This is a genomic window from Kribbella aluminosa, assembly GCF_017876295.1.
GTDB lineage: Bacteria > Actinomycetota > Actinomycetes > Propionibacteriales > Kribbellaceae > Kribbella > Kribbella aluminosa.
Window position 1 is genome coordinate 2,746,554 of sequence record NZ_JAGINT010000001.1, and the last position, 13,961, is coordinate 2,760,514.

The window sequence follows — 13,961 nt, forward strand, 5'->3', positions numbered from 1 at the left end:
GGGTCAGCTGGGTTGTACGCCGAGTACGGCGGCGGCTTCTTCGGCGTAGATGCGGTGCCCGCGGTCGTCGGGATGGTTGATGCCGTTGCGGAGCAGCGTGGGGTAGGCGACGCCCTCCGCGTACAGGCGGTGCCAGCGGTCGGAGACGGCGGCGAGCGCGACGGACTCCCGGGCGGCGAAAGCGCGCAGGAAGGCGACGTACGGGCGGGGGTCGGCGGCGTCGATGCGGTCGATGTGCATCCAGTCCGGGCGGGTGAAATGTGGTTCGAGCAGCAGCAGGTCGGCGCCGGCCGCGCGGCACCGGGCGAGGATCTCGCCGTACAGCGACGGCCACCTGGACGGGTCGAGCTCGGCGTCGTTGACGAACTCGAGCGTGATCAGGTCGGGCTCCGTGGCGGCGACTTTCCGCCAATCGGCGCCGTTCGGCGAACCGCCGTCGGACAGCCACTCCTGCGATTGGCTGCCGCCGATCGCGACCGTTCGGACCTCGGCCGCGATGCCCGCGGTGTGCAGGAGGTCGAGCAGTTGCGAGGGGTACGCCGTCCGCTTGCTCGACGCCGATCCGCCGGCTGTGACGCTGTCGCCCCAGCAGGTGATGCGCACCGGGCGCCCCTCACCGATCGCCTTCCGGACCGCGGGCAGGCAGTCGGACTGCGGCGCCGAGAGCGGCGTACGTGGGACGTTCGTCACCGGAATCAGGACCGGCTCGTCGCCGGCGTACGGCACGAAGATCGTGGCCAGGGTCTCGCTGTCGTCCGGGATGCCTGGGGGCTGCGGATTGCTCAGGTGGCTCTGGCCCCGGAGGATCCGCCCGTCGGCGAGCAGGACGTCGACGCGCAGCAGCGAGTACTCGTACTCGGCAACGGCGCTCCGCAGTGGGCGTTTCCGGGTGAGCGCCGCCCAGTGTTCGTCGACGAGGTAGTCGATGCCGTCCGCGAGCGGGCCGTCGGCGTCGCGCAGCCGCAGCGTGCCCGGTCGCAGCGCGCCGGGTGCGGCCGTGTCGTCGATCCCGCGGCAGTCGGTCATCACGCCGCGCAGTTTGTAGCCGTGCTGCCAGCGATCCGGCTCGCCGTCCGGCAGCTCGACCGGCTCGTCCACGACAACCCGCCGCTCGGCCGGCGCGATCCCGCCGGCGGCTGCCACCATCGACCACAGTCGATCCGTCTCGACCATCCGAACTCCTTCCGTTGGTGTTCGAAGGCTAGTTGAATCGCTCCAATTGTGCCTAGACTTCGACGCCATGGACGACGACGCCAACGCGCCGGACCGGCGTACCGGCTGGATGACCAGCGCGGCCTGGCAACAGGACCCCGACGGCCCACTGCCGGTGCTCGGCACCGTGATCGAGGTGACCGGACAGGCCCGGGACGCCACCCTGCGGGTCGCCGGCCTCGGCGTGTTCGTCGCCGCGATCAACGGCGAGATCGTCAGCGACCCGCTCGAACCGGGCTACACCGACTACGCGATCCGTGCCGAGTTCTGCACGTACGACGTCACCAGCCGGCTCGTCCGCGGGCCGAACGTGATCACGATCGAACTCGGCCCCGGCTGCTACCGATCCCGCAAGACCGAGGACCGGTGGACCAAGATCGAGACGGCGTACGGCGACCTCGCCGCCTGCGCGACGCTCGATTGGACCGACGACGCCGGACCCAACGGCCTCGGACGCTGGCATGCCACGACCGGCCCGGCGCGGACGGCCAACTGGGTCGGCGGCGAGGACTACGACGCTCACCACGAGCCGGACCTGCAGGCGATCGCGTCCTGGCCGACCGCGGTACCCGCGAAGGTGCCCGCGGAACTCAGGCTGTCCGCCAAGACCATCCCACCGATCCGCGAGGTCCAACGCCTCTCCGCCCAATCCGTGACCACGGTGCGCCCCGGCGTCCATGTCGTCGACTTCGGAGTGAACTTCGCCGGCTGGGTCGAACTCGACCTGCCACCGAATGCACAAGTCCGCCTGCGCCCTGCCGAGCTGCTCGAACCCTCGGGCGAGATCAACCCCGTGACGCAGGGCTGGGGACCCGTCTTCCACACCGTGGCAACGGCCGACACTCCGCGGACCTGGCACCCAAGGTTCTGCTACAACGGCCTGCGCTACCTGGAGATCACGGGTCTGCCCGACGCGCCCGCGGCCCGCGGCCTGGTGCTCGCCGCCGCCGCCGATCCGGCCGGCACGTTCACCTCGTCCGACGCGAACGTCACCGAGCTGCACCGGATCATCCGCCGCGCGATCACGTCGAACATGTACTCGATGTTCACCGACTGCCCGCAGCGCGAGAAGCTCGGGTACCTGGAGCAGCTGCACCTGGTCTACCCGATCCTGCGCTGGAACTACGACGTACGCAGTCTCCTGGCGAACACGCTGCGGATCGTCCGCGAAGCGCAGGAGCCGAGCGGCCACCTGGCGCTGTACGTGCCGGAGTGGGACCCGTTCCCCGACCCTTGGCGCGGCGACGTCAACTTCGGCCTCGCGATCGTCTTCCTGCCCTGGCAGCTGTACCGCACGTACGGCGACCTCGAGCTACTGACTGCCAACCACGACACCGCCGTCAGGTACGTCGAACACCTCCTGGCAGCACGGGAGGACGGGCTGGTCACCTACGGACTGGGGGACTGGAACGGCCGCCACTTCCGGTACGTGCCGTTCGTCGCAACGTCGACGCTCGCCCGGGCGCTGGGTGTACTTGCGGACACCGCGCGGGTGCTCGGGCTCGACGGCGGGCGCTGGTACGACGTACGCGCCGCGGTCGTCGGCGATGTGCGGCAGCGCTTCGTGACGCCGACGGGTGAGGTGGGGAGCGAGTCCGTGGCGGAGCTCGCGGTCGCGATTCACTCGGGCGTGCTCACCGCCGCGGAGGAGCGGGCTGCGGTCGATCGGCTGGAGCGCCGGATCATTGCCGACGGCTACTACCTGGACGTGGGCGAGATCGCGATGGCGGCCCTGGTCGAGGTGCTGGCGAGCTACGACCGGCACGAGACGCTGTACCAGCTGACGCAGGTCGACGAGCAGCCCGGATACGGATACATGCTGCGGCATGGGGCGACGTCGCTGACCGAGACGTGGGACGGCCCGACGTTCGGCTTCAGCCAGAACCACTTCATGAACGGGGCGATCGACGACTGGTTCTTCGCTCACGTGGCCGGGCTGCGGCAGGCCGCCGGCGATGCCGGGTTCCGGCAGGTCGTGATCCGGCCGCGACCTTGTGGTGCGCTGACGTCCGCGGCCGCGTCGTACCGGACCGGGTACGGCGAGCTCCGCAGTGAGTGGGTGATCTCGGACGGCCAGTTCACGCTCGACGTCGCCGTACCGGGGCAGACCGAGGCGGTGGTCGAGTTGCCGGACGGGACGTCGTACGAGGTCGGGAGTGGCGAGCACCGATTCCGGACGGCAGCGGGATGAGGGTCTTCGGCGCGATCGACCTGGGTGCGTCCGGCGGCCGGGTGATCGCTGGGCTGGTCGACGGCGGCGAGGTGACGCTGCGGACGGTTCATCGGTTCGGTAACAGGGTGGAGTTGCGTGACGGTCGCTTGCGGTGGCCGTACGCGGAGCTCATCGCGGAGATGTTCGCCGGGCTACGAGAGCTTGCGCGGAGGTACCCGGAGGTCGAGTCGATCGGCATCGACACCTGGGGTGTGGATTACGGCCTGCTGGACGATTCCGGCGTACTGCTGGCTGATCCGGTGTCGTACCGGGACCGCCGGGCAGCCGGAGTTGTCGATGCAGTCCACGACCGGGTCGGTGGGGTCGCGAGGTTGTACGACGTGAACGGGTTGCAGCCGATGCCGTTCAACACCGTGTACCAGCTGGCCGCCGATGACCGGCGCAACGCGGCGCGGATCGTGCTGCTGCCTGATTTGCTGGGGTATCGGCTGACAGGCGTGCTGGGGACCGAATTGACGATGGCGTCCACGACCGGACTGCTCGACGTACGGACGCGCGACTGGTCATCGGTGGTGCTGGAGGCGATCGGCGTCCGACCGGAGATGTTTCCGCCGCTGCGGCAGGCGGGGGAGGTGCTCGGGTGCCTTCGACCCGAGGTGGCTCGGGCCACCGGGCTCCGTCCGGATGTCGTGGTGACCACGGTCGGTTCGCACGACACCGCGTCGGCGGTTGCCGGAATTGCGGTGGAGGCGGGGCCGGTTGTGTTCGTCTCGAGTGGGACCTGGTCGTTGGTCGGCCTCGAACTTCCCGGACCGGTTGTCACCGAGGCGTCGAGGCGAGCCGGGGTCAGCAATGAGATCGGGGTGGACGGCCGGACCTTGTTCCTCCGCAACCTCGCCGGGCTGTGGTTGTTGCAACAGTCACTCGCCAGTTGGCAGCACCCCGATCCGCAGGCCCTGCTGACCGCGGCGGGGGAGTTGCCGGCCGGCGGGCCGATCATCGATGTCGGCAGCAACGAACTGATCCCGCCGGGAGCGATGCCGGAGCGGATCGACGCGTTGGTCCGGGCGACCGGTCGGCGACCGCCGGACGGACCCGCCGGGACGGTCCGCTGCATCCTTGACTCGCTCGCAGCCACCTATGCGGCAACCACACGTGAGCTGGCCCGACTGACCGGCGCTCAGCCACGGACGATCCACATTGTCGGCGGCGGATCGCGGAACGACCTCCTGTGCCGGCTGACCGGCCAGCTGTCCGGCCTTCCGGTCGTGGCCGGCCCGGTCGAGGCAACCGCCCTGGGCAACATCCTCGTCCAGGCCCGGGCTCACGGGGCCGGGGCTTCGCTCGGCATCGAATCTGTACACACAAGTGAGGCAGGGTGGGGTTAGCGGCGCCGGTGATCCACAAGGTGCGGCTGGACGGCTTGGGCGACCTTCTCGAAGGTGGCCAGCGAGCGGTCGAAGTTCTGGTTGGCTACGGCAACGAAGATCAGGTCGACCAGGAAGAGTTGGGAGTGACTGGCGGCGAGGGCTTGGGAGCGGAACAGGGAGCCTTCGTTGACGGCGGTGAGGAGGCAGTGGTCGGCGGCGCCGGCCAGGGGGCTGTCGGTGGAGTTGGTGATGGCGACCGTGACGGCTCCGACGGCCGCGGCGGTTCGCAGAACCTGGACGGCCTCGTGGGTGCGGCCGCTGTGTGAGAAGGCGACCAGGACGTCGCCCGGTTCCAGGGAGGCGGCGGCGCCGAGGCCGTCGTGGACGTCGGACCACGACCAGGCGGGCATGCCGATGACGTTCAGGCGGTGCCGCATCTCGGCGGCGGCGAGGGAGCTGCCGGAGACGCCGTACAGGTGGATGCGCCGGGCTGCCGTGAGCGCATCGACGACCGCGGCGATCGCCTTGAGGTCGAGTTGGTCGACGGTCTGCTGGATAGCGAGCATGTCGCCGCCGGCGATGACGGCCGCGGTGCGTTCGAGGGAGTCGCCGGGCTGGACCTCGGAGCCGATCGCCTGTTGCCAGTTGGCCTGTTCGGCGCGGCCGTTGTCGGTCGCGATCGCGACCTTCAGTTCCGCGTACCCGGTGTAGCCGAGGCGGCGGCAGAACCGGTTCACGGTCGCCGGGGACGTGTGGCTGAGATCGGCCAGTTCGTTGATCGTCGAGCCGACCGCGGCGGACGGGTCGGACACGATGTACGACGCGATCCGGCGCATCCCCTCGGGGAGGTCGTCGGCGGTGGTGGCCAGCTGGGACAGAACGCTCACGTCGTCATCGTGGCGCCCGATGAGACGGTCCGTCAAGCGCAGTGAGTGAAAATTTTCGCTCATGGTCTTGACACTCACCCCCTGAGATGAATGATTCTGTCTCAACATCGACAGGAGGTGAAGCCGCGCATGGCCGGCGGCCGGCCGAGATCGCGGACGTCGTACTCGACAACGGGGCGCCGCATCGCCTGATCTGTCCCACTACAAGGAGAAACGTGATGTCCCCGATCGATCGTCGTACTCTGCTCCTCGGTCTTGCCGGTGGTACCGGCCTGTTGCTCACCGGTTGCGCCGTCCCGTCCGGCGGCCGGGATTCGGGGTCGAAGGCCGCCCCTGCCGTCGCCGGTGACGATCCGAAGAACCCGTTCGGGGTGAAGACGTCCGACCGGCTGGACGTGGTGATCTTCAAGGGCGGCTTCGGCGACGACTACGCCAAGCAGGTCGAGGAAACCTACAAGCAGGCCTTCCCCGGTGCGCAGGTGAAGCACTCCGGTCTGCAGAAGCTGCAGGAGACGTTGCAGCCCCGGTTCGTCTCGGGTACGCCGCCGGACGTGATCGACAACAGCGGTGCTGCTGCGCTGAATGCCGTCACGCTGCAGAAGGGCGGTCAGCTGCTGGACTTGAAGGCCCTCCTCGATGCGCCATCGGTCGACGATCCAAAGGTGCGGGTCCGCGACACCTTGCTGCCGGGCGTGGTCGAGTCCGGGACGCTCGGCGACACCGTTGCCTCGGTCAACTATGCGTACACAGTCACCGGCTTCTGGTACAACCAGGACCTGTTCGAGAAGAACGGCTGGGTGTACCCGAAGACGTGGGACGAGCTGGTCGCGCTCTGCGCGAAGATCAAGGCGTCCGGCATCGCGCCGTTCACGTACCAGGGCAAGTTCCCCGGCTACTTCCTCGAGCCGCTGATGCAGATGATGGCCAAGACCGGCGGCGCGGAGACGCTGGCCGCCGTCGACAACCTCGAGCCGGGCGCCTGGCAGTCGCAGCCGGTGGCGGACGCGGTCGGTGCGATCGAGAAGCTGGTGAAGAACGGCTACATCCTGCAAGGATCGGAGGGGTTGTCGCACACGGAGGCGCAGCAGGCCTGGGTCGACGGCAAGGCGGCCCTGATCCCGTGCGGGTCGTGGCTCGAGAACGAGATGAAGTCGACGACGCCGAAGGGCTTCCGGATGGCCGTCGGCCCGACGCCGGCGGTGACCGCGCAGGACAAGCTGCCGGCAACCGCGATCAGCGCCTCCTCGTCGGAGGGCTTCATAGTCCCGAAGGACGCGAAGAACACCGCGGGCGGCCTGGAATTCCTGCGGCTGCTGCTCAGCAGGTCGGCGGCGTCGAAGTTCTCGGAGCTGACCGGCTCGATGACCACGGTGAAAGGCGCGGGCGCGAATGTGACGAACAGCCCGGCGCTGACCTCGGCCCGCAAGGCGGTCGAGGCGGCCGGGGCGAACACGATCAGCTTCCGTTTCGGCGGCTGGTACGGCGACCTGTATGCCGCGGGCTCGTCCGCGATGGGGGAGCTGCTGACCGGCCGGGTCGACGCCGCCGAGTTCATGAAGCGGACCCAGGCCGCCGCCGACAAGATCGCCAAGGACTCCAATGTCGTCAAGTACCACCGCTAGCCGATCCCTGAGCCGGGCCGGCCGCCGGGCCAGGGGCCGGTCCAGGGGCCGGTCCGGTAGCCTGCCACGGCATCGCGGCCTGATCGTCGGCTTCCTGACGCTGCCGATCATCCTGTACGCCGTGTTCGTGCTTTCGCCCTATGTCCAGGCGATCTACATCTCGCTGACCGACTGGACCGGCTTCGCCCGCCGGCTGAACTTCGTCGGCTTCGAGAACTACACCCGGGTCGCCCACGACGACCTGTTCTGGACCGGGCTGAAGCACAACCTGGTGATGCTCGCCGTCCTTCCGGTGCTGACGATCGGGCTCGGGCTGTTCTTCGCCTCGATGCTCAACATCGACCGCGCGGGCCGCGGCGTCCGGGGGAGTTCGGCGTACAAGATCGTGTACTTCTTCCCCCAGGTGCTGCCGGTCGCGGTGATCGGGGTGCTCTGGCAGTTCGTCTACACACCGCGGTCCGGGCTCCTGAACGGGTTGCTCGGCACGCATCACGCCTGGCTCGGGAGCCCGGACACCGCGCTCGCCGCCGTATTGGCGGTGGGGGTCTGGAGTTCGGTCGGGTTCTACGTGGTGCTGTTCAGCGCGGCGATGGGCGCGATCCCACAGGAGATCTACGAGGCTGTCGCGCTCGACGGGGCTGGGCGTTGGCGGACGTTCTTCCAGGTCACGCTGCCGTTGTTGCGCGACACCGTCCGGGTCGGGCTGATCTACGTGTCGATCGGCGCCTTGGACGGGTTCGCGATCGTCCAGCTGATGACGGTCGGGCCGGGCGGGCCGGACAACGCGACCGAGGTGGTCGGACTGACGTTGTACCGGCGGGCGTTCGCGGACGGGCAGTTCGGCTATGCCTGCGCGATGGGTGTGGTGATGCTGTTCATGACGCTCACGCTCGCGGTGATCCTGCAGTCCAGGCGGCGTGAGGTCGGCCGATGAAGCGCACAGTGAGGCGTTCTGGGATCCACATTCCGCTGCTGGCCTGGGCGACCGTTGTCGGGCTGCCGCTGCTCTGGATGGCACTCAGCGCGTTCAAGAACGACAAGGAGATCATCGACGACCCGTTCTCGCTGCCCAGCCAGTTGCACTGGGACAACTTCGGCCGGGCCTGGTCGCAGGCGAGCATCGGCCGCTACACGATGAACACCGTCATCGTTGTCTGCGGCGCGCTGGTCCTCACGATGACCCTCGGCGCGATGGCGGCGTACATCCTCGGCCGGTTCGAGTTCCGGGGCCGGAAGATCGTGTACTACGGGTTCGCGGCGAGCATGACGTTTCCGATCTTCCTCGCCCTGGTGCCGCTGTTCCTGGTCGCCTCGAACCTGCACCTGGTCGGGACCCTGTACGGGCTGATCCTGATCTATGCGGCGTACGCGCTGCCGTTCACGATCTTCTTCCTGACGCCGTTCTTCGCCGACCTGCCGCACGAGTACGCCGAGGCCGCCCGGATCGACGGCGCCGGCGAAATCGGCATCTTCGTCCGGATCATGGTCCCGCTGGCCCGGCCTGGACTGGTCAGTGTCGCGATCTTCAACTTCCTCGGCCTCTGGAACCAGTACCTGCTGCCGATCGTGCTGATGCCCGACGAGAAGCAGTTCGTGCTGTCCCAGGGCCTGGCAGCGCTCGCGGTGAACCAGGGCTACCAGAGCGACTGGAGCGCATTGTTCGCCGGCCTGACCATCGCCGTCGTCCCCGTTCTCGCCGTCTACATCTTCTCCCATCGCACGATCCAGGCCGGACTGACCGCCGGAGGTCTGAGATGAAGCATCCGCCCAAGGGAATCGTGGTCGTCCTCGCGATCCTCCTGCCGTTCCTGATCGCCACCCCGTCAACGGCGACGACCCAGGCCGGTCCGCCGCAGACCGTCCCCGCCCTGCAACAGTGGTCGCCCGGGCCTGTCGCCACCACGTTCACCGCCTCCTCGCGGATCGTGGTCAACGCCGGCTCCGGTATGCCGTTGTTCGCCGATGCGCACACCTTCGCCGCGGATCTCGGGCTCGCCACCGGTACGATGCCGCCGGTTGTGACCGGCGTACGGTCTGCGGCGAACCCGGGTGACATCTACCTCACCCTCGACCCGGCTGTTGCCGTGCACAACAACGAGGGCTATCAGCTGGAGTCGGGCGGGTTCGTCGCGATCTCGGGTACGACGGCCGACGGCGTGTTCAACGGGACGCGCTCCCTGCTGCAGCTGCTCCGGCATTCGCCGACCGTTGCCGGAGGCATCGCGGTGGACTGGCCGGCATACCCCGAACGCGGGATCCGGATCGACTCGGTGCCGCGGACGTTCTCGTCGCAGTGGTGGCACAACCTGATCCGGGAGCTGTCGTACACGAAGCTCGACATGCTCCAGAGCCTGCTGCTCGGCGGGTACGGCCTGACGTCGGCCGAGATCACCGACATCACGACGTTCGCCGCGAAGTACCACGTGCGGTTCACGCCGACGCTGGCGTTGTCCGGTCACGCCGACCCGATCCTGGACGCGCATCCGACGCTCGAGCTGTTCGACTCGACCGGCGCACGCCCGGCGACAGGGCGATCGCTGGACTACTCCAAGCTGGACTTCACCGCGCCGAACGTGGTGCAGCAGCTCTTGGACCAGTACGTCGCCCGCTCCGGCAGCGACTACTTCCACGTCAGCGGTGACGAGTTCATCGCGTATCCGGGATGGACGGACGGGCAGTGGTCGAAGTACCCGCAGCTCGACACGTTCGCCAAGCAGAAGGTCGGCCCGACGGCGACCGCGCGCGACGGCTACATCTGGTACCTGAACTGGCTCGACGACCAGATCGAGGCCCGCGGCAAGAAGATGCGCGTCTGGAACGACACGATCGAGAGGAGCCCGCTGATCGCGCTGCACTCCGACATCCAGGTCGAGTTCTGGTACCAGCCTGCCCGCGCGGCGGGGCTCACCCCGACGGACATCACGGCGACGAACAAGCTGCTGAACGTCCGCGAGGACCTGCTGTACTACGACATGGCGGTTCGGTCGGTCGATCCGCAGAAGGTGTACGACCTGTTCGTGCCGACCCAGTTCCCGGGCTACACGGTCCCCGCGACCAACGTGTCCGGCGGGATGATCGCGGTCTGGCTCGGTGCCCAGGGACCGCAGGCCGCCCTCGAGACCAACGAGCAACTCCTCGACCGGCTCCGGATGCCGCTGCGGGCCTTGGCCCAGAAGACGTGGGCCTCGCCGAACCCGGGGACGTACGCCAACTTCGCCGCGATCGACCCCTCGGTCGCCGTGGGCGTCGTACCAACCGCAGGTGTCGCGACCGGCAAGGCGGCGTGGCTCCCCGACGGCCGGTTCCTGGTCCGTACGACGGCCGGCGAGCTGCAGTTCGGTGCGTACGCCGTGGACGGGATGTTGCGCACGACAACGATCGCCACCGGGGTGAGTGGCGACCCGGTGACCGTGATGGCCGGGAGCACGCCGTACTTCGCGATCCGCGCGGCCGACGGCCGGCTCCTGTACGGCTCGCTGCAGCCGACAGGCTGGCGGTTGGCGTATGCATTGACCGGTGTGGCCGGCGATCCCGCGCTGGCGCTCGACTCGCTCGGACGGGTCGTGTACGCCGCCCGGCTGTCGAACGGTGAGCTGTGGAGCGGCCGTGAGGACCTCGCACCTGAACGCCTGACCACCGGGCTCGTGGGTGACCCGGTGCTGATCGCCGACGCCAACAAGAAGCTCACGTGGTTCGCGCGTACGACGGGAGCGACTGTCCGGCACGGGTGGCAGAGCGCGGCGGGCGGACCGTGGGACCCGATCACGGCCGAGCTCGTCACCGGTGCCGCCGGGCAGCCGGTCCCGGCGTTGGATGCCAACGGCAAGCTCACGCTGTTCGTCCGGGCCACGAACGGGGACATCGTTCATCGCTGGCAGGCGGTTGCCGGTGGTGGCTGGGACCCGACGCAGGCCGTGCTGGTCAACGGGGCGGCCGGGGACCCGGCGGTGAGCCTGGACTCCGAGCGCAAGCTGACCTTGTTCGTCCGGAAGACCGACGGCGGTCTGGCCCATCGCTGGCAGAGCCTTGCCGGCGGCGGTTGGTACCCCGGTGAAGTCGTCTTGCTCACCGGCGTCGCCTCAGACCCGACGGTCACGCTGGACAGCGCCGGCCGGCTCACGCTGTTCGTCACCACCACCGACGGCAATCTCTGGTTCCGTCGCCAGTCCGTCCCCGCGGGCGGCTGGGCGAACGCCGAGCTCGTGTTCTCCGGACTCAGCTCCCTCCCGGCGGTGCGCAGTTCCTCGGGACTCGTCGACTACCTCGCAGTGACGCCGTACCGCTACCTCGTACACGGCTGGCAAGGCGCCAACGCCGATGGCACCAACCATTGGTGGCGCTGGATCGTGATGGCCTCGTGAACGTCTGTTTCCGCCCGATCAGGAAGGATTTGTGATGAGTACGTCGAACGTGTCACGCCGGACCGTGCTGGCCGTTGGAGGAATCGCGACGGCCGCGACGATGGTGCCGAGGACCGCGCAGGCGGCTGCGCCTACGTTGGAGCTGGTGCACAAGGGGGCACCGAAGTACAAGATCTACCACGGGCCGGACGAAGGGCCGGTGACCCGGCAGGCCGCGCGGGAGCTGTCCGAGACGATCGGCGCGATCACCGGAGTGAACCTGCCGATCGTGGTCGGCGCACAGCCTCCGGGTGGCAGCGGTCGGCTGATCGTGCTCGGACGCGAGAATCCGCTGACTGCCCGGTTGCGGCTCGACTACCGGGCGCTCGGCGACGACGGGTTCGCGCTCCGGACCGTTGGGCAGACCATCTATCTCACCGGGCCGATCCCACGCGGCACGCTGTACGGCGTCTACTGGGTGCTCGACCGGTTGTGCGGGGTCCGCTGGTGGTCGCCGGACTTCACCAGCATCCCGAAGTCGCCGACGCTGGCGCTGGCGGCAGGCGCGCTGAACGGCGATCAGGTTCCGCGGTTCCCGTTCCGCGAGGTGGCCTCGGCCGACGGCAAGGACGCGGCGTACCGGCAGCACAACCTGCTGAACGGGCTGCGCGGCCAGGACGAGTTCGAGACATTGCCGCGGACGCCTGGGATTGACACCTGGTCGCGGTACTGGCCGGAGGACAAGGACGACTACTTCAAGACGATCCTTCCCGAGTCGCAGTGGGCGGACGGCGGGCAGATCAAGATGATGGACGCGACCACCCGGGCGACGGCCGCGGAACGGCTGATCGTCAAGATCCAGCAGCGCATCGACGCAGGGGAGGCGCCGACCGCCTCGTTCGCACAGAACGACCAGCCGTGGAGCCCGGATCCGGCCAGCAAGGCGTTCATCGACCTGCACGGCGGCGCGTACTCGGCACCGCTGGTCGACATGCTGAACGACATCGCCGCCCGGGTGACCAAGCAGATCCCGAACGCGATGCTCGAGACCGAGGCGTACACGTGGAGCTTCACGCCGCCGACCGGGATGAAGGTGCACGACGCGGTGGTGATGACGGTCGCCCCGATCCTGGCCGACTTCGGCAAGTCGCTGATGGGCCCGGGCAACGCCGACGTCGACGCCGGGATCCGCGACTGGGGCCGGCTCGCGAAGAACATCGTGATCTGGGACTACCTCACCGACTTCCACGCCTACCCGCAGCCGTTCCCGAACTGGTGGGCGATGTGCGAGTCGTTCCCCGAGTTCGCCAGGATCCCGTCGATCCAGGGGTACTTCGGCGAAGGTGCGTGGAACGGCCGTGGCGCCGAGTTCGCCCATCTCCGGCTCTGGGTGCTGTCCCGGCTGATGTGGAACCCGGCGGAGGATCCGGACGCGCTGATCCGCGAATTCCTCCACGGGTACTACGGTCCCGCCGCGGCGCCGCTGTACGACTACATGAAGCTGATGGTCGGTGCGGTCGCGTCCACCAACACCCGGCTCACCTGCTTCGTGCCGGAGAACGCGCCGTACCTGAATTTCGACTCGCTGACTGCTGCCGACGTACTGCTGGACAAGGCTCAGGCGCTGGTCCAGGACGACCGGGTGCTGTCCGCGCACCTGGCCGGCGTACGGCTCGGGGTCGACTTCCAGCTCCTGGTCCGGCGGGACGAGTTCGGCCGGTACGCCAAGGCGCACGGGATCAGCTGGGACCCCGACACCAAGCGCCGGCTGGCCCGGTTCCGGACCGAGATCATCCAGTCCGGGCTGACGCAGTACACCGAGACCGGCGGTACGCTGCAGCAGATGATCGACCGGGCGACCACGGTGGTCGAGCGGGTGCCGGCACCGGTACCGCAGGTCGCGCAGGGGCTGCCGGCGGGGGACTGGTTCGAGATCCAGGACTACGACTTCACGATCTCGACCAAGACCGCCGCGATCGTCCCGGACGACCTCGCCTCCGACCACGGCACCGCGCGGATGATTGCCACCGGCAACACCGACTGGGCGGTCATGTTCCCGCTCGACAAGCTCCCGGCGGAGGGAACCTGGAAGCTGTACGTCGCGGCGCGGATCCCGGCTACGTCCGCGGCCGGCGTGAACCAGGCTCTCGCCGCGGGCGTCTGGCCGCCGTTCGGGAACGTGGTCTTCCCGACCGTCGAGTCGATGCGCGACGGCCAGTACCATGAGCTCGCGATCCCCGGTACGTACACGCGGGACACAGATCCGAACGCGCTGCACTGGTTCTGGATCGCGCCGGTCGACAACGCGGACGTCCAGTACCTGTACGTCGACCGGCTGATCGCCGTCCGCGCCTAGC

The 13,961-nt window shown here is 68.7% G+C and carries 9 protein-coding genes; 7 read left to right on the forward strand and 2 right to left on the reverse strand.

Features of this window, described 5'->3' with window-relative positions; all coding sequences use genetic code 11:
- Nucleotides 1-3 precede the first annotated feature (3 nt).
- On the reverse strand, nt 4-1,173 hold the full coding sequence (locus JOF29_RS13320) for an SGNH/GDSL hydrolase family protein (RefSeq protein WP_209694508.1): 1,170 nt from the start codon (nt 1,171-1,173) through the stop codon (nt 4-6).
- 67 nt (nt 1,174-1,240) lie between these two features.
- Between JOF29_RS13320 and JOF29_RS13325 the strand changes: the two genes are divergently transcribed.
- Together JOF29_RS13325 and JOF29_RS13330 are read left to right on the forward strand one after the other, a co-directional pair.
- Nucleotides 1,241-3,403 carry a family 78 glycoside hydrolase catalytic domain gene (locus JOF29_RS13325; protein ID WP_209694509.1) on the forward strand — a complete coding sequence of 721 codons (2,163 nt, stop codon included), beginning with the start codon at nt 1,241-1,243 and terminating at the stop codon, nt 3,401-3,403.
- Nucleotides 3,400-4,773: a rhamnulokinase gene (locus JOF29_RS13330; RefSeq protein WP_209694510.1), complete on the forward strand. Its 1,374-nt coding sequence runs from the start codon at nt 3,400-3,402 to the stop codon at nt 4,771-4,773. The genes JOF29_RS13325 and JOF29_RS13330 overlap by 4 nt, the downstream gene beginning before the upstream one ends.
- On the opposite strand, the gene JOF29_RS13335 is transcribed toward JOF29_RS13330, so the two are convergent.
- On the reverse strand, nt 4,770-5,642 hold the full coding sequence (locus JOF29_RS13335; protein WP_209694511.1) for a MurR/RpiR family transcriptional regulator: 873 nt from the start codon (nt 5,640-5,642) through the stop codon (nt 4,770-4,772). The two genes, JOF29_RS13330 and JOF29_RS13335, sit on opposite strands and share 4 nt — an antisense overlap.
- 218 nt (nt 5,643-5,860) lie before the next feature.
- Here JOF29_RS13335 and ngcE point away from each other — a divergent pair, with 218 nt between their 5' ends.
- From ngcE to JOF29_RS13360, 5 genes are read left to right on the forward strand one after another with little or no spacing between them, the layout of a single operon-like run.
- Nucleotides 5,861-7,264 carry an N-acetylglucosamine/diacetylchitobiose ABC transporter substrate-binding protein gene (gene ngcE / locus JOF29_RS13340; RefSeq protein ID WP_209694512.1) on the forward strand — a complete coding sequence of 468 codons (1,404 nt, stop codon included), beginning with the start codon at nt 5,861-5,863 and terminating at the stop codon, nt 7,262-7,264.
- Complete coding sequence (locus tag JOF29_RS13345; protein WP_209694513.1) at nt 7,242-8,198, forward strand: carbohydrate ABC transporter permease; 957 nt, start codon at nt 7,242-7,244, stop codon at nt 8,196-8,198. The genes ngcE and JOF29_RS13345 overlap by 23 nt, the downstream gene beginning before the upstream one ends.
- Nucleotides 8,195-9,022: a carbohydrate ABC transporter permease gene (locus JOF29_RS13350; RefSeq protein ID WP_209694514.1), complete on the forward strand. Its 828-nt coding sequence runs from the start codon at nt 8,195-8,197 to the stop codon at nt 9,020-9,022. The genes JOF29_RS13345 and JOF29_RS13350 overlap by 4 nt, the downstream gene beginning before the upstream one ends.
- The gene (locus tag JOF29_RS13355; protein WP_209694515.1) at nt 9,019-11,625 is read left to right on the forward strand and encodes a DUF8189 domain-containing protein; all 2,607 of its coding nucleotides are present in this window, start codon (nt 9,019-9,021) and stop codon (nt 11,623-11,625) included. Before JOF29_RS13350 ends, JOF29_RS13355 begins: the two co-directional genes overlap by 4 nt.
- Before the next feature lie 34 nt (nt 11,626-11,659).
- Nucleotides 11,660-13,960 (forward strand): DUF4838 domain-containing protein, encoded by a 2,301-nt coding sequence (locus JOF29_RS13360; RefSeq protein WP_209694516.1) that lies wholly within the window; start codon nt 11,660-11,662, stop codon nt 13,958-13,960.
- Nucleotide 13,961: the final 1 nt, after the last annotated feature.